The following is a 22,691-nucleotide window of genomic DNA, read 5'->3' as shown; positions in this document are numbered from 1 at the left end:
ATTAAATAACTTGTGCAATTTTTCTCAATATTTCATATTTTACCAATTTTTCATTGAAAATATTATGAAAATCTTGTATGATACCCTTACATTATGGCTGCGGCCAAGAAGGAAGGAAACCTATGAAATCGGATTTATTTATGGAAATTGAAGAAACACCTGCGACTGAAAGCGAAAAGCATGTGAACACTCACTCAACTTTGATGTCTCAGCTGGAGTATTCAATCAGTAAAAAAATTGATTTGTTTAATTCGAGTTTGCCTCGTTATGCAGTACGTTCAATGTTTGCCTGTTTGTTTTTGGCCTTAGGAACGGCTATTGCTTTTTATATTGCCATTCGCATGCAAGAAGCGATTCCAGGTTTGGAAAAAATGGCGTATGCGTTCATGTTTAGCTGGTCACTGGTAATGATCCTATTTATGAATGCAGAATTGGGAACATCCAATATGCTTTACACCACGATTGGTGTGTACAAGAAAAAAATGTCGGTATCCTTTGCTTTAAAATTATTATTCACCTGTATTTTATTCAATTTAATTGGCGGAGTCCTGTGCGGCTACCTGTTATCATTAACGGCACCATTTGGTCATTTGGAAGCCGATAACTATATGTTTACAGGGATTGCGTCTAAATTGACAAAATCAACCGGACAAATCCTAGTTGAAGGCATGTTTGCTAATATTGTAGTAAATACGGCAGTTTTAGTCAGCATGCGCATGAAGGATGACGCAGCGAAGGTGATGTCGATCATCTTTATTATTTTCATTTTCGCCTTCTTAGGTTTTGAGCACGTAATTGCCAACTTCCCAGCATTTTCACTCGCGTATTTTGCTTCTCACGGAACGATCGCTGAGATGACCGCAGGAAATGTCGCTCACAATTTATTCTTCACTTTAATTGGGAATTTCGTTGGCGGCGGCTTGGTCATGGGGCTTGGCTATGCATGGCTGAATAATACTGATTCAAAATATGTAGACTAGCAAACGTTAGGGAGTGATCCCTAGCGTTTTTTTACCGTTATTATGAAGAAATCGCTTTGCAGCAGGTCTATTCATGTCTGGCTTCACGAACGAGCTTTATCGGCAATAAGCAAAAGCTGAACGAGTTCGCGAAGCCTTTTTTGGACAGGACAGTTAGTGGTCTTGCGAAATGGTAGAAAGAATCATATAGTTGAATAAATGAACGACTCATTATAAGGAGGTTGTATATGGATCTGTATTCAAGTATTTTTACTCGGAAATCGACTCGTAATTTCACTTCAACACCGCTGCCTGAGGAAAAAATCAAGGAAATGAAAGCTTTTATTGAAACCGTTAAGCCGCTTTTGCCAGATGCGAAGATCAGCTATAAAATCGTAGGTCCGGAAATGGTCAAGGGAGTGGGGGTTCCTAAAGCGCCGCATTACTTCTTGATTTATGGAAAGGAGCAGCCGTTGAGAAATACTTGTGCGGGCTTTTTATTTCAGCATGTCGATCTCTATTTATTTTCTCAAGGCTATGCTTCACGTTGGATCGGCATGATGAAGCCGAAGGAAGCAGATGCTGATTTTATTATCGGTATGGCATTTGGTGAACCAGAGAAGCCTGAGCAGCGGGCTTTAAAGGATTTTGATCGGAAATCGTTAGCAGAGATTTCTGAAGGAAAAGATTCCAGAATTGATGCGGCACGTTTGGCACCATCAGGTTTGAACGGACAGCCCTGGTTTTTCATTGCCAAAGATGGTCCGATTTTTGTTTATCGCCAGAAAAAAATCAATGGATTGCCTGGAATGATGTATAAAATGACAGATCTGGACGTTGGGATTGCCCTTTGCCATCTGGCTGTCGCGACCGAAAAAAGCGGGAAGGCTTTTGAATTTGTGATCAGTAAAGGCGCTCCAGCAGCACCGGACGGAACCCTTTTTATAGGAACGGTGAAATAAACCTGCGCTCTGAAACAAAATGATTGTTTCGGAGCGCAGGTTTATTTTAACAGCTCTAGTAAATCTAATTGTAAAATATCCTTCATAACAAATGAGGTTTTCTTGCGATAGGCTGCAGCACCACTTTCAAAGAGTGTATATAACTGATCGCCTTCAACATAAATCTGTTCCAAGTAAGGAGGAGTCGCGATAATTTTTACGGCTTGATCAAGATCGGCGAAATTTGTTGTCTGCCGGATGTCAAAGATAAAAATTTGCCCTGGCTGTTTGCCCCAGGATTGAGAGAACAGCAAGAAATTCTTGTAAAAAGTGACCCCTTGGACCTTTGGTGGAATCGTTAACGAGCCAAAGGGGGATTCAATCAAACTCCTGCTGGTCGGATTTGCTAAGTTACCCTTACCATCAATTGGATAACAGACGACCTGTCCAAAACTATTTAAAGCAAAAAGCGCCACTACTAGAAAGCCGTGATCATAAGTGATCGCAGAGGCTCGCGGCAGCTCCTTTAAGACATTTTTTTGCTGATAATTGATCGGCCTAGAATTTTCAGTGTATTCCTCAATCTGCTCGAGAGCTATGGCTGTCACCGCGGCGTTCTTTCCGGCAGTATTGCTGATCCAAATTTTTTGATGTATCGGATCATAGGCCAAACCGCCAGCGTGAGGAAGATCCGGTAAGATGATCGTTTTAAGCTTGAGACCTGTGAGTCTATCCAAAACATGTATGACAGAGTTGTGGCGATGATCATGACAATAAGCGGAGATCAGCACATAGTTTTCCGTCAGGGTCATACCTTGAGGAGTCATCGATGGGCACACGGATTTTTCCTGTTTGAAGCTGAGGGTATCGGCACTTTCTAAGTCGGGAATGCGATAGGTTCGTTCAGCCGCAGCCTCAAAAAACTCAGGAAAGGCACGCCAAACATTCTTACGATTATAAAAGGTTCCTGATAAAAAATGCCGTAACCAAGTAACGAGTGCAGAAAAAATTTTTTTCATCGCTTTCGCCTCCAATGTTTTCATTTTAGCAAGTTCAGTGAGTTTAGAACAGTCAGAGAATCGACGAGAAATAATTTTTTTAGCAAAAAGCGTTGACAAGCAGAAAAAAAACGCGTAGTATTCAAAAAAAAATGTCTAACAAAAGAGAAGTAACATAAATGAGCCTTTTCAGAGAACTGATGGTGCTGTGAATCAGTAAGGATTATTATGTGAATGGCCTTTTGGACGAAGTTTTGAAATGATTAGTAGGAACTTCCGGGAGCTCCCGATACAGAGCAAGGTCGTTGTTGGACGACTGAATGAGAAATGCCTTGTTTGGCATACACTGAGGTGGCACCGTGGAATAACCGCCCTCAAGTCGAGTTTTTTTCGACTTGGGGGCTTTTTTGTTTGTTCCGTTTTCTGTAATTAATGGTTCTGGGTGCCGAGAAATATTTTTTATTGCATGACAATGGGCGATCAGTCGCCAAATTGCAAAAAAAGAAATCAAAAACAAATCATAAGCAAGAGAAGTAGCTAGGAAAGAAAAAATCACAGAAAGTTTCGGTTGATGAGAAGAAACATTTTTTCCCTAGTGAATGGACTTGTTGGAGCGTTCCTGAACAGCAGTAGGGAACGACGGGAGCTCCCGTTACAGAGTGCGATCGTTGTTGGACGATTAGAGTTGCTGTTTTCGAGCAGTAAAAAAGAGGTGGTACCGTGCTGCTTGCGCCCTCAAACCAGAGTTTCTTTGGTTTGGGGGCTTTTTTGTATTCGCGGCTCTTACGGGGGATAGCATACATGTTTAGCTAGTCAGCAGCAGAAAATTTATTTATTAAGGAGTTTTGACATGGAAATCATTAAAGAATTAACGGATAAAAGACTGAATCCAATCTCTATTTATTATTGCTTGAAGGCTCGTGGGACTTGTTTGTTCGAACGGAAAGCTGAAACACAGGATTATGCGATCATCGCTTTTGATCCAGTCAGAAAGCTAACGTATCAGAATGGAAATTTTCATAATGGGGCTGAAAGCTATCCCTGCGAGGACCCCTTAAAGGAATTAGAAAAATATACGCTCAAGGAGGAATCTGATGCATCAAACCTGCCTTTTCAAGGAGGAGCACTTGGGTATGTCGGGTATGATGTCGCAGCCTGCTATGAAAATATTGGCGATATTCCCAAGGATGAGCTAAAGCTTCCAGATCTGCAATTTTATCTTTATGAATCTTACGTGGTTTATGACAAGCAGCGCCAAATCAGTTTTTTAGTTGTAGGAAACAGCTACAGCGGCGATTCTAAGGAAAAATTAGAACGCCAAATGGATGAGTTGGAGCAAAAGCTGCAGCAGGAATGTGCAATACCAGATCTGGAAATCAAACCACTGCATTTTACCAGCAATTTTTCTCAGGCAGAGTTTGAAGGCATCGTCAAACTAGCGAAAGAAAAAATCATCGAAGGAGATTTGTTCCAGGTGGTTCCTTCTCAACGGCTTTCGGCAGAATTTTCAATGGATTCCTTCAGCTATTATCGGCAGTTAAGAGACAGCAATCCTTCAGCCTATCTTTACTATTTGGATTTTTCGGACGTTCAAGTAATCGGCAGCTCACCAGAAAGTTTGGTGACAGTTGAGGGAGAGCTTGTTACAACGAATCCGATCGCTGGAACGAGAAAACGTGGGGAAACTGAAAAACAAGACGAGGATTTGGCTGAAGAGCTGCAAAAGGATCCGAAAGAAGTTGCTGAACATCGCATGCTGGTGGATCTCGGAAGAAATGACTTAGGTAAGGTCGCGGTTCACGGCTCGGTAACAGTACCGACCTATCTAACGATCGAGCGTTACCGCTTTGTCATGCACCTTGTATCAGTCGTTACTGGCAAATTAAAGCCGGAACATACTGCGATAGATGCCTTGAAGGCCACACTGCCAGCAGGAACCGTCAGCGGAGCACCGAAAATCCGTGCAATGACCCGTATCTATCAATGGGAGAAGGTGAAACGTTCTGTATATGCAGGAGCTGTCGGATTCTTGGGTCAAAACGATCAAGCAGATTTTGCTATTGCTATCCGCACGATGGTAGTTAAAGAGCAAAAGGCCCACGTACAGGCTGGAGCCGGGATCGTTTATGACTCTGATCCAAACAGCGAATATGTTGAGACCCTACAAAAAGCCAAAGCATTAATGGAGGTGGGACAATGATTTTATTAGTCGATAATTATGATTCATTTACCTATAATTTGGTTCAGCTTTTGCCTGAAGCAGTCACCATTTTACGCAATGATGATCCGCAATTGTTTTCCGCAGCGGCAGAAGCCTCAGCCATCGTTCTTTCGCCCGGACCGGGGCGGCCTGCTGAAGCGGGAAACATGGAAATGCTTATTCGCCGCTTCTACCGAAAAAAGCCAATCTTAGGAATCTGTCTAGGACATCAGGCGATCGGTGAAGTCTTCGGCGGCAAAATCATCAAAGCGCCGACGATCATGCACGGGAAGCAATCCCGATTGCAAGGACAGGCAGAACGACAGGTCATGCGCTACCATTCGCTGATGATTGACCCTGATGAGCTTCCGCAGGATCTAGAAGTAACCGATGAATCAGAGGGCTGTATCATGGCCGTTCGCCATAAACGATACCCCGTCTTTGGGCTGCAATTCCATCCAGAGTCTATCGGGACAGAAGATGGCGCGAGCTACATTAATCAATTTTTACAGAAAGCAGGGATTTAAATGCAAGAATTATTTGAAAAAGTGTATCGCGGGAGCGATCTAACGATTAACGAGATGCAACAGCTGGGAAAAGCGATTTTTGAACAACAATTAACAGACAGTCAAATCAGCGGATTATTGGTCGGGTTGAAGGTCAAAGGAGTGGCTGCAACGGAACTGACAGGATTAGCACAAGTGATGCAGGGCAAAGGAACACCGATGCTGGCGGCACCAGCAGGAGTGATGGACAATTGCGGTACAGGGGGTGATCACTCCCATAGCTTCAATATCAGTACTACCGCAGCATTTGTTTTAGCCGGCGGCGGCATACCTATGGCTAAGCACGGCAATCGAAGTATTTCCAGCAAATCCGGCAGTGCCGATGTGTTAGAGGCATTAGGGATTTCACTGACAGTCAGTCCTGCTAAGATCGACTATCTGCTGAAAGAAGCAGGGATCGCCTTTTTGTTCGCACCAACGCTGCATCCTGCGATGGGTGCGGTGATGCACATTCGCAAGGAATTAGCGACACCGACGATTTTCAATCTACTAGGACCAATCATCAATCCTTACCCATTAGAACATCAGCTGATGGGAACTTATGCGGGGGACTCGTTAGTTGAAACAGCTAAAACCTTAGGGCAGTTGGGACGTGAGCGGGCAATTGTGGTTCATGGGCATGGCGGAATGGATGAAGCCAATTTAGCTGGAACAACCCATTGCGCACTTTATCAAGAAGGGACTGTCGAGGAATTTACTTTTGCTCCGGAAGAAGTCGGCTTCAAGCGTGTTCCATTAAACGGAATCATCGGCGGTTCGGTTGAAAAAAATAAAGATATCTTGCTTTCTGTCTTACAGGGTGTGCCTTCTGCGTATTATGAAACGGTACTGCTAAACGCTGGCCTGGGCTTTTTAGCAAGTGGTCGCGTCAAAACGCTGACTGAGGGAATCACAGAAGCGGAGCAATCGATTCTTTCTGGTGCAGCTTATGATCGTTTGCAGCAATTAATTGCAAAACAACAGGAGGTGGTTTAAGTGGACTTTTTGTCAACGATCTTAATCGAAAAGGAACGGGAAGTTAAAAATCTAACTGCGGTTCAAGAAGTATCAGAAAAATTGCGGCCTTCTTTTTATCAAACAGTGAAAGAACATCCTGAGAAAATGCATGTAATCGGTGAAATCAAACGCGCATCCCCCTCAAAAGGCACCATCAATGGTGACGTAGATATTTTACAGCAAGCAAAGGACTATGAAAAAGCCGGGGTCAGCGCTATCTCTGTATTGACCGACCCCGTTTTCTTTAAAGGCAAGATTAACGATCTGGCCGCTATCGCTCAGGTGGTAGACGTACCGATTCTATGCAAAGATTTTATCATTGATGAGCGGCAATTGGATCGAGCAAAAAAAGCTGGCGCGAGCATGGTGCTGCTGATTGTGGCGGCATTGTCAGCTTCGCGGTTAGCTGAACTTTATCAGCAAGCACAAGCCCGGGATCTAGAGGTTCTGATGGAAGTACACAATGCTGATGAGTTGGCACAAGCGCAGGCAATTGGAGCAAACATCATCGGCATCAATAATCGCAACCTAAAAACATTCAAGGTTTCGCTCCAAACGAGTATTGAACTGGCTCAACCTGAAGGAGACGTTATCTACATCAGTGAATCGGGTTTTAAAACAGGGGAGGATGTTGAAAAAGTAAAACACAATTATCATGGCGTTTTAGTTGGAGAGACCTTGATGCGAGCAGCGAATCCAGTCGAGAAGGTCAGGGAATTGCAGGTGAGAAGAAAATGACACAAATCAAGATCTGCGGCTTGAAGAATCGCGCCGCGGTTGACGCGGCAGTGGCGGCCGGTGCCGATTATTTAGGCTTCGTTTTCGCAGAAAGTCCGCGACAAGTTGCGCCGGAAGAAGTTCGAGAGCTCACCCAGGAGGTGCCGGAGGAGATTAAAAAGGTCGGTGTTTTCGTTTCACCAGAGGAAGCAGAAGTTGAGGAAATCGTTGCAATTGCCGGCTTAGACATGATCCAAATTCATGGAAGGTCCAATTTGACAGAGCTGTCACGGCCCATTATCCGAGCCTTCAATATCGAGGATCAAGAGACTTCTTATTTTTTTAATTATCCGCATCTTTTGTTAGACGCTCCGCCGGCTAAACTGATGGGCGGCAATGGACAAACGTTCAATTGGCACTTAGTAGATCAGCGGCGTTTGCCGAAAGAAAAGCTCTGGTTAGCAGGAGGATTGAAACCAGAAAATGTTGGCGAGGCGATCCGTTTTTTCCAGCCGCGAGCAGTAGATGTATCTAGCGGGGTAGAGACCAATGGTGAAAAAGACCACGCAAAGATTAAGGCCTTTTGTCAGGCAGTCAAAGCTGTGGATCGACAAGAATTCATATAGTAAAAATGGCGAGTGCAATACCCATTTTATTGAAAGACCGTTTACTGGAATGATATACGGAGAGAAGAACAAACTCATTTTTTTATAAAAAATGAATACAAAAGATTGAACGAGGATGTCAGTTCCACTTTTCCCAGTATGATTTGGCAATAAAAGACAAAATTAAGTAAAGACAGATAGCGTTCAAAACGTTTAGTGGAATGATAGACGGAGAGAAGAACAAACTCATTTTTTATAAAAAATGAATACAAAAGATTGAACGAGGATGTCAGTTCCACTTTTACCAGTGTGATTTGGCAATAAAAGACAAAAATAAGTAAAGACAGATAGCGCTCAAAGCGTTTAGTGGAATGATATACGGAGAGAAGAACAAACTCATTTTTTTATAAAAAATGAATACAAAAGATTGAACGAGGATGTCAGTTCCACTTTTCCCAGTATGATTTGGCAATAAAAGACAAAATTAAGTAAAGACAGATAGCGTTCAAAACGTTTAGTGGAATGATATACGGGGAGAAGAACAAACTCATTTTTTATAAAAAATGAATACAATACTATGAACGAGGAGTGGTTTCATGTATCAAGTACCTAATAAAGCAGGCTTTTATGGGGAATATGGCGGGAAGTTTGTACCAGAGACTTTAATGTACGCTATTCAGGAATTAGAAGCGACCTATGAGGAATCGAAGCAAGACTTGGAATTTCAGAAGGAGCTAACTTATTATTTAAAACAATATGTTGGGCGTGAAAATCCGCTTTATTTTGCGGAACGTTTGACCAATGATTTAGGTGGGGCCAAGGTTTACTTGAAGCGGGAAGATTTAAACCACACGGGGGCACATAAGATCAACAATGCGTTAGGACAAGTACTGCTGGCGAAAAAAATGGGCAAAAGAAAGGTTGTTGCTGAAACTGGAGCTGGTCAGCATGGAGTAGCAACGGCGACGGCTGCAGCACTTTTCGGTATGGAATGTACGATTTTTATGGGTGAGATTGACGTGAAGCGTCAGGCGTTGAATGTCTTTCGGATGGAGCTTTTAGGCGCGAAGGTTGAAAGCGTCACTTCTGGTAGTAAAACATTGAAGGATGCTGTGAACGAGGCATTACGCTATTGGGTCGCAACTGTAGAAGATACCCATTATGTGATGGGATCAGTGCTAGGTCCGCATCCGTTTCCTGAGATCGTTCGGGATTACCAAAGCGTGATCGGGATTGAGACTCGCAGACAAATCTTAGAAGCAGAAGGTCGCCTGCCTGATTTGGTAATGGCGTGTGTTGGCGGCGGAAGCAATGCGATGGGCATGTTTTATCCGTTTATTGAAGACGAAGAGGTTCGTTTGATGGGGGTCGAAGCTTCCGGACATGGCTTGGATACAGAAGAGCATGCGGCTTCTATTAATAAAGGCAGTGTGGGTATTTTACATGGTGCTAAGATGCATCTGCTGCAAGACGATGATGGCCAGGTGCAAGAGGCCTTCTCGATCTCGGCAGGGCTTGATTATCCGGGAATCGGGCCGGAGCATTCCTTTCTGCACGCTATTGGTCGGGCGGAATATGCGGCCATCACTGATGAAGAGGCAGTCGCTGCCTTCCATTATCTTTCACGAATGGAAGGCATCATCCCGGCACTGGAAAGTTCTCATGCCTTAGCCCAAGTCATAAAACTAGCGCCAACGATGAAAAAGGACCAAATACTCGTGATGAATCTTTCAGGACGCGGGGATAAGGATGTCCAGCAAATCAAAGAACGAATGGAGGCAGCAAAATGAAACCATTGACGCAAACGTTAAAAAACAAAGCAGAAACAGAAAAATTATTTGTGCCCTATATCATGGCGGGCGCCCAAGGTCTGGATAAATTAGAAGAAGAGATCGCGATGCTGGCAGAACAAGGAGCTGCAGCTATTGAGCTGGGCGTTCCCTTTTCTGATCCTGTGGCAGATGGACCAACGATTCAAGCGGCTGGCTTACGCGCTTTTGCTCAGCAGGTTACTCTGAAAAAGCTGATTGCGGTTTTGCAGGAAATTCATTCAGACGTTCCATTGATCTTGATGGGCTACAGCAATTCTTTCTTCCATTATGGCATCAAAGAATTAGTCAAAGACCTGCAGGAAACGGATGTCCAAGGCTTTATTATTCCTGATTTGCCTTATGAGCATCGCGATTTGGTGCTGCCAGATTTAGGAGATAAAGCATTATTAACATTAGTTTCATTGACGAGTCCGGCTGAGCGGATCGAGCAGCTGACGGCAGAGGCGGAAGGGTTTATTTATGCGGTTACTGTCAACGGAATCACTGGGACGGATCAAAACTTTCGTAAGGATTTGCTGGAGCACTTAGCGAAAGTCAAGGCTGTTAGTGATATCCCGGTTTTAGCGGGCTTCGGTATCTCTACTAGTGAGCATGTTAAAAGCTTCCAACAGGTCTGCGATGGTGTAGTGATCGGTTCAAAAATCGTGCGTTCACTAGAGCAGCAAGGAACGGAAAAAACGGGTGAACTGGTGGCGGAAATCTTTCGCTAGGATTTCATTTGGTGTTTCATTTTTTTAGCGTTATACTTGAGTTACCATGAAAAGGGAGAGTGTTTCAAGTATGACAAAAAGAGTAAAAGGTTCATGTACCACTGTACTAGTCGGAAAGAAAGCATCAATTGATGGCTCAACTATTATTTCAAGGAACGATGATGGGCATGAAGCTTTAGACCCACAACGTTTTGTGGTAGTTCAACCAGAAGATCAGCCAAGACAGTATCAAGCTGTAATCAGCGGCGTAAAAGTCGACTTGCCTGATAATCCATTGCGCTACACTTCTATGCCAAACTCCATTTTAACCAACGGTATTTGGCCAGCTGCCGGAATCAACAGTGAAAATGTTGCAATGTCCGCAACAGAAACGATCACGACAAATCCGCGGATTCAAGGGCTTGATCCGTATGTTGAAGGCGGCATCGGTGAAGAAGATATCGTTACTTTGGTATTACCTTATATTCACAGTGCAAAAGAAGGGGTTGAACGCTTAGGTTCTTTATTAACAGAATACGGGACCTATGAGCCAAACGGCATCGCCTTTTCTGATCAAGACGAAGTTTGGTGGTTGGAAACAATCGGCGGGCATCATTGGGCGGCGGTTCGGATTCCAGACGATGCGTATGTTGTTGCGCCAAACCGCATGAACATTGATGACTTTGATTTTGATTCAGCAGATACCCTTTGCTCCGACGATCTAAAAGCGCTGATCGAAGAAAATCATTTGAATCCTGATTTTGAAGGCTACAACCTGCGTCACATTTTCGGAAGCTCTTCTATTAAAGATACGGTTTATAATAATCCTCGGGCTTGGTATGGTCAAAAATATTTCACGCCCGAAGTAGAACAAGACCCAATGGATCAGGATTTGCCATTCATCTGTCGTGCGAACCGCAAAATCTCGATCGAAGATGTCAAATTTGTTTTAAGTTCTCACTTTGAAAATACGAAATACGATCCTTATGGGGATGGTACAGAAGCAGAAAAAACATTGATCCGTCCTATCGGAATCAATCGGAACCACAATGTGCATATTTTGCAAATCCGCAACAATGTGCCAGCAGAAATCGCCGGCGTTCATTGGTTAGCCTATGGTGCGAATACCTTCAATACAGTGGTACCGTTCTACTCAAACGTTAACGATACACCGGCATGCTACAAGGATGCGACAGGTACTTTTGATTTGAATAATATGTACTGGTTGAGCTGTGCAACTGCACTGCTGGGTGATACGGATTACAATTTCTATGTTGATTTCCGTAATACCTTCGAATTAGAAGCAATGTCCGTTTATCGCGGCATTCAAAACGAAACCGATAAAGCCGTGAATGATCAAACAGATGTCCAAAAATACCTGGAAGCTGCGAATGAAAAATTAGCAGACGAATCCTTGAAACGTCAAACCAAGCTATTTGGCGATATGGTCATCTCTGGTTCTGAACACATGAAATTACGCTACAATTTAAACGACTAAAGAATGTTAAATCTGAAAGGAAGCTTTTGCGAAATCGCAAGCTTCCTTTTTTTGCGCCTAGTTTGCCAAATCCTTTGCGTAGTTCTAAAAAATTGTCGAAAAATGTCACAGATTTACGACATATTTCTCCAATAATCGATGACTGATTGACTTTGAATCTTTACCTGGAGTATCGTTTAATCGTGGTCACAAGCAAATACAAAAAGGAGGCGGCAGCATGACAGAATTACATTTGACAGCTAACCAGATATTTACCCTAAAAAGAAAAACACTTGAAAAACGTCTGATGGCGTATTACGAAGAAACTCACGATGAGAATAAGATTGTCAAAATTATGATAGCGCTTCAGGTGAGAGATGAGCTGTGTGATGCAGATTTTTCCTATTTCTTAAAGGAATTAGTCCGTCATCTATTTTTAAAAACAAAATCGACACGTGCTTTGCGTCGCTACTATATCTATTTTGAAGAATATTTTGACGCAAAAGAGTGGCGGCTATTAACGCTGCGTTTGCGTTCGATCAAAACCCTTATCGCTGAAAAGCTTGAGCAATTATATACGCAATTTATCAAAGAACCGTTACAGGGACTAGTGGGTTCTTGACGAAATGTCTAGTCAAAAAGTTACTAAAAGACAGAACAGGTGGAGTCTGCCCTGAAACAATTGGAGGTCAACTATTCGTGGATAAGGATATCTGCGGAAAATTCTGAGGAACTGATCTAGGCTTTAATTTCCCAACTACCTGAGGCTGAACTTAATAAGCTAAATAAAAGTGGTAGCAGAATGTTCATGCCAAAGCTATCAATAAGGAAGAAACTGCGCGATTCATCCTTATTGTGAAAATAGAAGGACCTAGTGCACTACAATCATCGCTAAAAAATAATGGATACATCCAACGTTGGTTAAGACGAAGACCTAAAATACTCCCTTAAATAGCACAAACCCTGATTTGTGAGAATCTTCCATTAAAAAAGATTCTTTCGGCTCCGGGCTATTTTGCGTGACTTGATTTTTGATGCAGGATAAGTCGTCTCCCAAGGTAAGATGTCTGTTGGCTGTTATACTGAAAAGGAAATAAAAAATACTTAGTAAGTAGAATTCCAGGTTAGCGAAAAGGGGAGAAAAGAAACAATGAAAAAAGCAGTACTGATTGTCAATCCCAGCTCTGGGAATGAAGAAGCGAAGGACTACGAAAAACAAGCACAAGAAAAATTGCAAAATTTTTTTGACGAGGTAGAAGTACGAGAAACGGAAAAGGGCGGCGATGCGACGAAATTTGCACGAGAAGCTGCTGAAGAAAAAGTTGACAGTGTCTTTGCGATGGGCGGAGATGGCACGGTGAATGAAGCGATCAATGGGTTGGCTGAGCAAGACTATCGACCGAAATTCGGCTTTTTCCCGCTAGGAACGGTAAATGATTTGGGGCGTTCCTTGAATATCTCAATGGATCCAGCAGAAGCGATCGCTTCGTTTGATATTGAACGTAAGACAAGCTTGGACATCGGCAAAATCAATGACGATTATTTTATGAATATCGTATCAGTCGGCAGTATTCCTGAAGCAATCAGCGATGTGGATGTTGAAGAGAAGACGAAGTTCGGCAAGTTGGCGTATTTCGTGAATGGTATAAAGGAAGTCTTTAACGACGAAAATTATCATTTTACTTTAGAAATCGATGGCGAGAAAACAGAGATTGAAAGCAGTGCAGTCGTCATCGTACTGACACGTACGATTGGCGGATTTACCCATATCGTTCCTGAGGCAGAGAACAATGATGGTCAATTGTATTTGCTCTATTTAAAAGATCAAAGCATCACAGATCGGCTAAAAAGTGTACCTGAGATTATCAAAGGCGTGGATCAATCGACTGAAACGATCGGCTATACCCCTTTTAAGGAAGGGCGTTTGACGGTGAAGGAGGATGCGGAGCTGCATCCGAGTGTCGATGGTGATGAAGGTCCGGAGCTGCCGCTGCGCTTTAAAGTATTGCCGCAGCATCTCGAAGTTTATTCTGGCGCGGAATAGTTTATTCTAATAGCCGCTTGGTCTTAGTGATCAAGGGGCTATTTTTTGGCGTAAATAGTTATTTTCCTCTTTTTTCAAAATTCAGAAATAAAAAGCGCTTAAGCTGAACATTTGGCATTTTATTTCTTAAGGATTATAGTATTATACAAAGGGTTTTATTTTTTAGTTTTGTTATTCACAATAGTAGGGGAGGAATTAAAATGGATATAGTGACGTTGGCCCGTTTTCAATTTGCCATGACAACAGTTTTTCACTTTTTCTTCGTACCATTCTCAATTGGGATGGTTTTGGTTGTTGCCATTATGGAAACTTTATATGTTAAAACGAAAAATGAAAAATATCGTCAATTGACAAAATTTTGGGGAAATATTTTCCTATTGAGCTTTGCGGTGGGCGTCGTGACCGGGATCATTCAAGAATTTCAATTTGGGATGAACTGGTCAGATTATTCACGGTTCGTTGGTGATATTTTTGGCGCGCCGTTAGCAATAGAGGCTTTATTGGCCTTCTTTATGGAGTCAACGTTCTTAGGACTCTGGATGTTTACATGGGATCGAGTAAAACCGCGCACCCACGTCATTTTTATTTGGTTAGTTACCATAGCTTCGATGTTATCAGCTTTCTGGATTTTAGCAGCAAATAGTTTTATGCAGCATCCAGTCGGCTACGCCCTTCGTAACGGTCGAGCAGAAATGACTAATTTTGGTGCGGTGATCGCAAATCCAAAAGTCTGGTATGAGTTTGGTCACGTAATCGCAGCAGCGATCACGATGGGCGGAATGATTGCGGCAGGACTTGCAGCATTCCAATTGTTAAAACGCAGGGAACCTCAGATGCGGGAATTTTTCATGAAATCAATGCGGATCGGCCTTGTGATTACTTTATTTGGCTCGATCATGGTTTTAGGCGCCGGTGATGCGCAAATGAAAGCGTTGATTGAAGGCCAGCCGATGAAATTTGCGGCGATGGAAGGAACCTATGAAGATACAGGGGATCCAGCAGCTTGGACCTTGATCGCATGGGACAATGAACGGGAGCATAAGCAAGTATTTGGTGTGCAAATCCCTTACATGTTAAGTATTCTTTCCTATAACAAGCCTTCAGGCTCCATCAAAGGGATGGATACGGTCAATAAGGAATTAGTCAAAAAATACGGGGATCGAAATTATTATCCGCCAGTGAATGTCTTGTTCTGGAACTTCCGGATTATGGCCGGCTTTGGTATGTTAATGCTATTGGTGGCGATTCTTGGCTTGTTCTTCACGCGTAAGAAGAAGCCGATTCTTTACGAAAAACGCTGGATGCTTTGGGTGATGGGTCTTTGTACCTTTGCGCCGTTTTTGGCAAATACCGCTGGATGGCTGGTGACTGAATTAGGTCGTTATCCTTGGACTGTCTATGGGTTGTTTACGATCGAAGACAGTGTGTCGCCAAATGTATCGGTAACATCATTGTTGATTTCAAATATCGTTTATTTCTTATTGTTCTCAGGTTTAGCGGTAACGATGATTTATTTAGTCAAACGTGAATTAAACAAAGGGCCTGAATTGGATCAAATCAATGAAGATTCTGATTCGATCGATCCTTTTGACAAGGGGGCGTTCTCTCATGAGTAGTTTACAATTATTATGGTTCTTATTGATCGGCGTCCTATTTTCCGGCTTCTTCTTTTTAGAAGGCTTTGATTTCGGTGTAGGGATGTCGGTACAAACCTTAGCCCATGACGAGCATGAAAAAGACCAAATCGTACAAACGATCGGACCCGTTTGGGATGGCAATGAGGTTTGGCTGTTGACGGCAGGCGGTGCGATGTTCGCTTCGTTTCCGTATTGGTATGCCTCGTTGTTTAGCGGCTATTACTTGATCCTGTTTATTATTTTATTTGGTTTGATCATTCGCGGAGTTTCCTTTGAGTTTCGTGCCAGCATGCCGAAGGAACGTAAACAGCTATGGAACTGGACATTGAGCATCGGCAGCTTTCTTGTGCCTTTCTTTTTCGGTGTTTTGTTCATTAGTATGATTCAAGGGATGCCGCTGGATGCCAATCATAATATGATGGCGACCTTTACAGATTACATCAATTTGTATTCAATCGTCGGCGGTATAGCATTGACTTTATTATGCTACCTGCATGGGTTGAACTACATTTCATTGCGCACGGAAGGACCGATTCGTTACCGAGCGAAAAATTACGCACAGTTCTTTTATGGCGTACTGTACGTCGGTTTAGTCGTATTTGCTGTATTGATGTATTTCAAAACGGACTTCTTCCAAAACAACTTTGCAGTTACTTTGATTTTATTAGCGGTGATTGTTTTACTGACGGTGATCGCAAATGTTTCTGTCTTTAGGAACAAGGAGATGCTGGCGTTTATCACTAGCGGCTTAACCTTGATTGCTCTGGTAGCATTATTGTTTAGCGGATTGTTCCCACGGGTATTGATCAGCTCGATCCCAGGCAATGATCTATTGATCGAAAATGCGTCATCAAGCCCGTACACCTTAAAGATCATGTCCTATATTTCATTGACGATCTTACCGTTCGTATTGGCTTATACAGCATGGACCTACTACATTTTCCGTAAACGGATCAAGCATCCGCATGAAATTACCAGTCCAGCTTTTAGTAGTGAAAAAAGCGCAATGAACTAGTTGGATGGTATGCGTGATGACAATCAGTCTCATTTTTCGTGTTTTTAGAAAAATGACTACATTATTAAGGAATTAGGATGCCAGTCCAACTTTTCCCAGTTTACAAGGTGTAACACTATACAAATAGTAGCTGAGTAGAAAAAAAGCGCAACGAACTAGTTGGATGGTATGCGTGATGACAATCAGTCTCATTTTTCGTGTTTTAGAAAAATGACTACATTATTAAGGAATTAGGATGCCAGTCCAACTTTTCCCAGTTTACAAGGTGTAACACTATACAAATAGTAGCTGAGTAGAAAAAAGCGCAATGAACTAGTTGGATGGTATGCGTGATGACAATCGGTCTCATTTTTCGTATTTTAGAAAAATGAATACATTATTAAGGAATTAGGATGCCAGTCCAACTTTTCCCAGTTTACAAGGTGTAACACTATATAAATAGTAGCTGAGTAGAAAAAAGCGCAATGAACTAGTTGGATGGTATGCGTGATGACAATCGGTTTCATTTTTCGTGTTTTTAGAAAAATGACTACATTATTAAGGAATTAGGAGTTCAACCATGATCGACAAGAAGTTATTACAACTTCCCGGTATCAAGAAAATTCTGATGTTGCTTGCAGGATCTGCTGTCCTGCAAGCAATCTTTATAATTGGGCAAGCGTATGGATTATCTATGACGATTACTCACTTATGGAACGGAGAAGGAGTAAGCAATCAATTTAACTGGATACTGCTGTTCTTCGTATCTTTTGCGCTGCGGCATTTGATGACGTATGTGCGGGAGCAGGTGTTGGAAGAGTATGCTTACCAGCAGGCCAAAGATTTACGCAGTCAGCTGCTGCGGAAGATTTTTCGTTTGGGACCGCAAGTCGTGCAAAAGCAGGGGACGGGGAGCGTAGTAACGACGGCCTTGGATGGAATTAATCAAGTAGAAGAATACTTGCATCTGATTTTACCAAAAATGTTGAATATGATGATTATCCCGTGGATTTTATTAGTCGCGATTTTTCTTTTAGACTGGGAATCGGGTGTGGTTCTATTGATCGTCTTTCCGCTGATCATTATTTTTATGATCATCTTGGGCTATGCGGCTCAAAGCAAGGCGGACAAGCAATACAAGGTTTTTCAACTTTTGTCGAACCACTTCATTGATTCTCTCCGTGGAATCGATACGTTAAAGTTTTTTGGTATCAGCAAGCAATACAGCAAAAGTATCTTCACGACCAGTGAACGCTTCCGCAAAGCGACGATGAGTACATTGAAGATCGCGATCCTCTCGACTTTTGCGTTGGATTTCTTTACGACACTGTCGGTGGCAGTGGTGGCAGTTCTGTTGGGATTACGCCTGATTAATGAGGTCATTTTTCTGTTTCCGGCGTTGACTGTCTTGATTTTGGCACCAGAGTATTTCTTACCAATTCGTGATTTTTCAAGTGATTATCATGCGACATTGGATGGGAAAAATGCAATGGACGATGTGAATCAAATCTTGAAGCTGCCGGAGAGTCAGGATGCAGCGCTCCAATTACCAACGTGGTCAGCGGATAGCCGACTTGATGTGAGCATGCGCTATAATTATGCGGATAAGCTTGGAGCAGAAGCGGATTTTACCGTTCAAGGCTATAAAAAAATCGGGATCATCGGCATGAGCGGCTCAGGAAAATCTACATTAATCAATCTTTTAAGTGGTTTCTTGCGTCCTGATGAAGGTCAAATCCGCTTAAATGAACAAGCAATGAGCGCTTTTGATCAGCCTCATTGGCAGGAGCAATTGATCTATATTCCGCAAAATCCTTATATTTTCCAACGTTCGGTTCGTGAAAACATCGCCTTTTATCATCCACAGGCCACTGATGAGGAAATCGTGAAGGCCATTGAGGTCACTGGTTTGACGGAGCTGGTAAAGGAATTACCGGATGGTTTGGACACAAAACTAGGAGAAGGTGCCCGGGCGTTAAGTGGTGGACAAGCTCAGCGCATCGCATTGGCTCGCGCCTTCTTAGATCAGGAACGGAAGGTTTTACTATTTGATGAGCCGACTGCTCACTTGGATATTGAGACAGAGGTTGAATTAAAGGAGCGAATGCTGCCGCTGATGGCGGATCATTTAGTCTTCTTTGCGACTCATCGGCTTCATTGGCTGGAGGAAATGGATTACCTGCTGGTCATGGATCATGGCAGGCTGGTGGAACAGGGAACATTGGAGGAACTGAAACAAAAAAATGGGGCCTTTACAACTTTGAGTCGTGCATTGAGAGGTGATGAAGCATGAATCGAATCGGGTTATTTCAAGTCTTAAAAACAGACGAGTGGGTCAAACCATTTTTCAAGAAATATAGGAAATCGCTGATCCTTGCTTTGACCTTAGGGTTCATTACCTTTTTCTGCGCCGGCGCCCTGATGTTCAATTCCGGCTACTTAATTAGCCGCGCGGCTTCCTTGCCAGAAAATATTTTACTGATTTATATTCCAATCGTTTTAACAAGGGCATTCGGGATTGGTCGACCGGTCTTTCGCTATGTTGAGCGACTAGTCAGTCATAACTGGGTCCTGAAAATGACGTCGAATTTACGGGTGAAGCTCTATGATTCATTGGAGCAGGACGCGATCTTCTTTAAACAGAATCATCGAACGGGAGATATTCTCGGGCTGCTTTCTGAGGATATCAACCACATTCAGAACTTATATCTGCGGACGATTTTTCCAACGATTATTGCATGGCTGCTTTATGTCTTTGTGATTATCGGAATTGGGTACTTTTCACCGTTTTTCGCGTTGGCGATGCTGCTGCTGCTTGGTATCGTAGTGTTTTTGCTGCCGCTCTGGTCGGTGATTATCAATGGCGCACGACAAGAACAGCAAAAGCAGATGAAGAATCAATTGTACAGCGACTTGACGGATAATGTGCTAGGCGTGTCTGATTGGATCTTTAGTCAACGGGGGCAGGATTATGTGAACCACCATGAAGAATCCGAAGAAGCCCTGCGAGAAGTCAATCGCAAGCTCCAAAGCTTCCAGCGAAAACGCAATTTCCTGCTGCAGTTAATGTTTGGCGTGATTACGATCGCCTTGTTGCTATGGACAAGTCAACGGTTTCCCGGAAATCATGGGGGAGCCGCAAATTGGATCGCGGCATTTGTTCTATCGGTCTTTCCATTGATAGATGCGTTTGCTCCGCTGCCAGCCGCAGCCCAAGAAACGAATAGCTATCAAGATTCTATCAAGAACCTAAATGAGTTGCCGGCGCTTCACACAGCTTCAACTGTTGCGCCAGAAATTTCTGGCCCATTGACCTTAAAGATTGATCAGGTGCATTACCATTATCCTGAAAGTTCAAAAGAGGTTTTAGTGGGGATTGACCTGACGTTGCAGCCTGGCGAAAAAATCGCGATATTGGGGCGCAGCGGCTCAGGTAAGAGTACGTTGGCTAATTTGATTCGCGGCGATCTGCGGGCAACTGAAGGGGCAATTACGTTAAATGGAGTGGATACGTACACGTTTGGTGATGAGATCAGTAACGCTCTCGGGGTTATCCATCAAACGCCTTATTTATTCCATACGACAATTGCGAACAATCTGCGGATTGGAAATGAGTCCGCCACAGAAGAGGAACTATGGCAGGTGGTGACTCGCGTCGGATTGAAAGAATTGGTTGAAGGATTGCCGGCAGGCTTAGAAACGATGGTGGATGAAGCTGGCTTGCGTTTTTCTGGAGGGGAACGTCAGAGACTGGCGTTAGCTCGAATCTTGCTGCAGGAAGCACCGATCATTTTACTGGATGAGCCAACTGTTGGGCTTGATCCAGTGACAGAGCAGGCCTTGATTAATACCTTTTTTCATGAGCTTCAGGGCAAGACCGTTATTTGGATCACCCATCATTTGCAAGGAATTGATGCGATGGATAAGGTTATCTTCATTGAGGATGGCCGCTTGACGATGCAGGGCAGCCCGAGTGAATTAGAGCAAACCAACGCCCATTATCGACGATTGAAACAGATCGACAAAGGGATTAGTTAAGTTCAAGACCTCTTCAGTTAAACGCTGAAAGAGGTCTTTTTATTTTAGCTGAACTTCTCTCTAGAACACGAGCAAAAGAAAAGCACAAATTTTTTTCGTTTTTTCTTGACTCCCACGTTACGTGTTGGTCCATACTAGTCTTAAAGAAAGAGCTATGAGGAGGAACTTACAATGGCAAGACCAACAACAAAACATGATTTGATTCAGGCAGCGAACGACGGCTACAAGAAAATGACGGATCTGCTAGATTCGCTTCCAAAAGAGGAGCTGGATACGACATTTACCTTTGATGTCGAAAACGAAAAGCAGGCTCATTGGCAACGAGACAAAAATTTGCGCGATGTTTTGATCCACTTGTATGAATGGCATCAATTATTGCTGAATTGGGTGGAGGCAAATCAGCAGGGCAAGCAGCAGCAATTTCTAAAGGAGGGCTATAATTGGAAGAGCTACGGAGCGATGAATAATGAATTTTGGGAGAAGCATCAAACGACCAGCTATGAAAAAGCGTTGGCGCTTTTAGCAGCAAGCCATCAGCAGGTAATCACGCTGGCCGAGGATTTTTCTAATGATGAACTGTTCTCGAAAGGTCAATTTCCATGGGTTGGCGGCAGTACTTTAGGCAGCTACTTTGTTTCATCCACCTCAAGCCACTATGATTGGGCGGCTAAGAAAATTAGAAAGTTCAAGAAATCCTTATAATTGAATAGGACGGCTTCACCAGCTAAGAGAAAGTCGAACACGCAAAATACGAGGATTACGAAGGTATTTTGCGTGTTCGCTTTCCTTTTGTTAAGTTTTTTTCAAAATGACATTAAAACTTTTCACTCAGCTATTCTATTTCTAACCATTAACATTCGCCAAAAAAGCTTATGGATTATTGGTACGAATGACTGAGCAGGTATTTTTCTGGTACAATTAGGAAAAATTCAGGGTGGAGGCAGAACATGAAAAAGAGCAAGGGGATTTTGGCCGCAGGGATTCTTGGAGCTGCGGCGATCGTAGTCAAAAAGAAGCTGGAAGCTGAGCCTGTCAGGAAGCACTTGATTCCCCGTCATTGGGATGAGCAGGAGATCAAGGAGCGTATGCAGAGCTTTACTGAAGAGCTGGCGACTGGAGACGAAGAGGGGATCGGCTCTTTCTTTTTGGGGAAGGAAGGAAAACACTTCAATCCTTTAAAGGGACAAGAGTTAACGTTTTTAGAAACACATTTTCTGTCTTTATTTAAGGTAAAGGGAAACAGCGACAATAATTTGCGGGGGCTTATCTCGTATCGTGTGGCGACAGCAAAAAAAGAATATACCTACTTGATCAAAGTCGCTCGTTTAAACGTCGGCGAAAAATTAGAGTGGTATATCCAAAAGGTCGTTCAGCAAGATCGAGGGATCAAGTATCCCAATCAATATTTACTGCAGCTAACACCGATTCGCCCCCATGAGGAGCTTTGCCAGATAGAAACGGATGCAGGAACAATTACCATGCGGCTATTCCAGCAGGACGCTCCGAAAGCGGTAAAAAATTGGCGCGGATTAGCAAAGCAAGGCTTCTATGATGGCACGCCCTTTGCGCGGGTAATCAAAGATTTTGTGATTCAAGGTGGGGCTTTAGACGGTTCAGGAAATGAGGCAGAATCAATTTATGGGGGCTATTTTGAAGATGAGGTGGATGAAGGACTGTACCACTTCGATGGCGCAGTGTGTCTCGGCAATCATGGTCCCAACACCAATGGCAATCAATTCTATATCGTGGAGCGAAATCATGTTGATCAAGAGCAGCTGTATCGTATGAATCTACCGCTAAAGGTTCGCTCGCATTATGAGGCAGTCGGAGGAATTCCTGAGCTGGACGGCCGCTATACTGTTTTTGGCCAGGTGATTGAAGGAATGGCCGTCGTACGAGAAATTGCCGATCAAGTGACCAATGAAGAGGACGCACCTTTAAATCCAATTAGAATTCAAAAGATCACGTTCAAAAAAGCAAGTCAGAGTTAATCTGACT

At 43.2% G+C, this 22,691-nt stretch carries 19 protein-coding genes and 2 other annotated features; of the genes, 18 read left to right on the top strand and 1 reads right to left on the bottom strand.

Annotation, left to right across the window (positions count from 1 at the left end; all coding sequences use genetic code 11):
- Nucleotides 1–122 precede the first annotated feature (122 nt).
- Both JZO85_RS09575 and JZO85_RS09570 read left to right on the top strand, forming a co-directional pair.
- Nucleotides 123–980, top strand: a complete 858-nt coding sequence (locus JZO85_RS09575) for a formate/nitrite transporter family protein (RefSeq protein WP_429959446.1) — start codon at nt 123–125, stop codon at nt 978–980.
- Between the two features lie 227 nt (nt 981–1,207).
- Nucleotides 1,208–1,921, top strand: coding sequence for a nitroreductase family protein (locus JZO85_RS09570; protein WP_207108286.1), 714 nt, complete (start codon nt 1,208–1,210; stop codon nt 1,919–1,921).
- Nucleotides 1,922–1,962: 41 nt separating this feature from the next.
- Here JZO85_RS09570 and JZO85_RS09565 read toward each other — a convergent pair whose 3' ends face one another.
- The gene (locus JZO85_RS09565) at nt 1,963–2,919 is read right to left on the bottom strand and encodes a YncE family protein (RefSeq protein ID WP_207108285.1); all 957 of its coding nucleotides are present in this window, start codon (nt 2,917–2,919) and stop codon (nt 1,963–1,965) included.
- Between the two features lie 127 nt (nt 2,920–3,046).
- Nucleotides 3,047–3,277, top strand: a binding site (T-box leader).
- A gap of 133 nt (nt 3,278–3,410) precedes the next feature.
- Nucleotides 3,411–3,638: a binding site (T-box leader), on the top strand.
- Between the two features lie 110 nt (nt 3,639–3,748).
- On the opposite strand from JZO85_RS09565, the gene trpE reads away from it, so the two are divergent.
- The 16 genes from trpE (at nt 3,749) to JZO85_RS09485 (ending at nt 22,684) form a co-directional block, all read left to right on the top strand.
- A complete protein-coding gene (gene trpE, locus JZO85_RS09560) occupies nt 3,749–5,098 on the top strand; it encodes an anthranilate synthase component I (protein ID WP_207108284.1) in 1,350 nt (449 codons plus the stop codon).
- On the top strand, nt 5,095–5,625 hold the full coding sequence (locus tag JZO85_RS09555; protein WP_207108283.1) for an anthranilate synthase component II: 531 nt from the start codon (nt 5,095–5,097) through the stop codon (nt 5,623–5,625). Before trpE ends, JZO85_RS09555 begins: the two co-directional genes overlap by 4 nt.
- On the top strand, nt 5,626–6,639 hold the full coding sequence (gene trpD, locus JZO85_RS09550; protein WP_207108282.1) for an anthranilate phosphoribosyltransferase: 1,014 nt from the start codon (nt 5,626–5,628) through the stop codon (nt 6,637–6,639).
- Complete coding sequence (trpC, locus tag JZO85_RS09545) at nt 6,640–7,398, top strand: indole-3-glycerol phosphate synthase TrpC (RefSeq protein WP_207108281.1); 759 nt, start codon at nt 6,640–6,642, stop codon at nt 7,396–7,398.
- Nucleotides 7,395–8,003, top strand: coding sequence for a phosphoribosylanthranilate isomerase (locus JZO85_RS09540; RefSeq protein ID WP_207108280.1), 609 nt, complete (start codon nt 7,395–7,397; stop codon nt 8,001–8,003). The genes trpC and JZO85_RS09540 overlap by 4 nt, the downstream gene beginning before the upstream one ends.
- A 575-nt stretch (nt 8,004–8,578) precedes the next feature.
- Nucleotides 8,579–9,772: a tryptophan synthase subunit beta gene (gene trpB, locus JZO85_RS09535; RefSeq protein WP_207108279.1), complete on the top strand. Its 1,194-nt coding sequence runs from the start codon at nt 8,579–8,581 to the stop codon at nt 9,770–9,772.
- The gene (gene trpA / locus JZO85_RS09530) at nt 9,769–10,524 is read left to right on the top strand and encodes a tryptophan synthase subunit alpha (protein ID WP_207108278.1); all 756 of its coding nucleotides are present in this window, start codon (nt 9,769–9,771) and stop codon (nt 10,522–10,524) included. Before trpB ends, trpA begins: the two co-directional genes overlap by 4 nt.
- A gap of 70 nt (nt 10,525–10,594) precedes the next feature.
- Complete coding sequence (locus JZO85_RS09525) at nt 10,595–12,001, top strand: C69 family dipeptidase (RefSeq protein ID WP_207108277.1); 1,407 nt, start codon at nt 10,595–10,597, stop codon at nt 11,999–12,001.
- A 217-nt stretch (nt 12,002–12,218) separates the two neighbouring features.
- Complete coding sequence (locus tag JZO85_RS09520) at nt 12,219–12,602, top strand: hypothetical protein (RefSeq protein WP_207108276.1); 384 nt, start codon at nt 12,219–12,221, stop codon at nt 12,600–12,602.
- Between the two features lie 528 nt (nt 12,603–13,130).
- Nucleotides 13,131–14,024 carry a diacylglycerol/lipid kinase family protein gene (locus JZO85_RS09515; protein ID WP_207108275.1) on the top strand — a complete coding sequence of 298 codons (894 nt, stop codon included), beginning with the start codon at nt 13,131–13,133 and terminating at the stop codon, nt 14,022–14,024.
- A gap of 200 nt (nt 14,025–14,224) precedes the next feature.
- Entirely contained in the window at nt 14,225–15,640 is a 1,416-nt protein-coding gene (locus JZO85_RS09510; protein ID WP_207108274.1) for a cytochrome ubiquinol oxidase subunit I, read from the top strand.
- Complete coding sequence (cydB, locus tag JZO85_RS09505) at nt 15,633–16,676, top strand: cytochrome d ubiquinol oxidase subunit II (protein ID WP_207108273.1); 1,044 nt, start codon at nt 15,633–15,635, stop codon at nt 16,674–16,676. The genes JZO85_RS09510 and cydB overlap by 8 nt, the downstream gene beginning before the upstream one ends.
- A 559-nt stretch (nt 16,677–17,235) precedes the next feature.
- A complete protein-coding gene (gene cydD / locus JZO85_RS09500; RefSeq protein WP_207108272.1) occupies nt 17,236–18,948 on the top strand; it encodes a thiol reductant ABC exporter subunit CydD in 1,713 nt (570 codons plus the stop codon).
- Complete coding sequence (gene cydC / locus JZO85_RS09495) at nt 18,945–20,693, top strand: thiol reductant ABC exporter subunit CydC (RefSeq protein WP_207108271.1); 1,749 nt, start codon at nt 18,945–18,947, stop codon at nt 20,691–20,693. The genes cydD and cydC overlap by 4 nt, the downstream gene beginning before the upstream one ends.
- Before the next feature lie 171 nt (nt 20,694–20,864).
- The gene (locus JZO85_RS09490; RefSeq protein ID WP_207108270.1) at nt 20,865–21,395 is read left to right on the top strand and encodes a ClbS/DfsB family four-helix bundle protein; all 531 of its coding nucleotides are present in this window, start codon (nt 20,865–20,867) and stop codon (nt 21,393–21,395) included.
- 245 nt (nt 21,396–21,640) lie between these two features.
- Entirely contained in the window at nt 21,641–22,684 is a 1,044-nt protein-coding gene (locus tag JZO85_RS09485) for a peptidylprolyl isomerase (protein WP_207108269.1), read from the top strand.
- Nucleotides 22,685–22,691 lie beyond the last annotated feature (7 nt).

This window comes from Candidatus Enterococcus murrayae, assembly GCF_017315985.1.
GTDB lineage: Bacteria > Bacillota > Bacilli > Lactobacillales > Enterococcaceae > Enterococcus_A > Enterococcus_A murrayae.
The sequence above is the reverse complement of the archived record's forward strand: the minus strand, read 5'-3'. Positions and strand labels throughout refer to the sequence as shown.

Coding starts and splice junctions, on each gene's coding strand:
- trpB (WP_207108279.1), top strand. CDS start 8,579: ATGTATCAAGTACCTAATAAAGCAGGCTTTTATGGGGAATATGGCGGG.
- JZO85_RS09485 (WP_207108269.1), top strand. CDS start 21,641: ATGAAAAAGAGCAAGGGGATTTTGGCCGCAGGGATTCTTGGAGCTGCG.
- JZO85_RS09540 (WP_207108280.1), top strand. CDS start 7,395: ATGACACAAATCAAGATCTGCGGCTTGAAGAATCGCGCCGCGGTTGAC.
- JZO85_RS09575 (WP_429959446.1), top strand. CDS start 123: ATGAAATCGGATTTATTTATGGAAATTGAAGAAACACCTGCGACTGAA.
- JZO85_RS09510 (WP_207108274.1), top strand. CDS start 14,225: ATGGATATAGTGACGTTGGCCCGTTTTCAATTTGCCATGACAACAGTT.
- JZO85_RS09490 (WP_207108270.1), top strand. CDS start 20,865: ATGGCAAGACCAACAACAAAACATGATTTGATTCAGGCAGCGAACGAC.
- trpE (WP_207108284.1), top strand. CDS start 3,749: ATGGAAATCATTAAAGAATTAACGGATAAAAGACTGAATCCAATCTCT.
- JZO85_RS09515 (WP_207108275.1), top strand. CDS start 13,131: ATGAAAAAAGCAGTACTGATTGTCAATCCCAGCTCTGGGAATGAAGAA.
- cydD (WP_207108272.1), top strand. CDS start 17,236: ATGATCGACAAGAAGTTATTACAACTTCCCGGTATCAAGAAAATTCTG.
- JZO85_RS09565 (WP_207108285.1), bottom strand. CDS start 2,919: ATGAAAAAAATTTTTTCTGCACTCGTTACTTGGTTACGGCATTTTTTA.
- JZO85_RS09520 (WP_207108276.1), top strand. CDS start 12,219: ATGACAGAATTACATTTGACAGCTAACCAGATATTTACCCTAAAAAGA.
- cydB (WP_207108273.1), top strand. CDS start 15,633: ATGAGTAGTTTACAATTATTATGGTTCTTATTGATCGGCGTCCTATTT.
- trpD (WP_207108282.1), top strand. CDS start 5,626: ATGCAAGAATTATTTGAAAAAGTGTATCGCGGGAGCGATCTAACGATT.
- cydC (WP_207108271.1), top strand. CDS start 18,945: ATGAATCGAATCGGGTTATTTCAAGTCTTAAAAACAGACGAGTGGGTC.
- trpA (WP_207108278.1), top strand. CDS start 9,769: ATGAAACCATTGACGCAAACGTTAAAAAACAAAGCAGAAACAGAAAAA.
- JZO85_RS09570 (WP_207108286.1), top strand. CDS start 1,208: ATGGATCTGTATTCAAGTATTTTTACTCGGAAATCGACTCGTAATTTC.
- JZO85_RS09525 (WP_207108277.1), top strand. CDS start 10,595: ATGACAAAAAGAGTAAAAGGTTCATGTACCACTGTACTAGTCGGAAAG.
- JZO85_RS09555 (WP_207108283.1), top strand. CDS start 5,095: ATGATTTTATTAGTCGATAATTATGATTCATTTACCTATAATTTGGTT.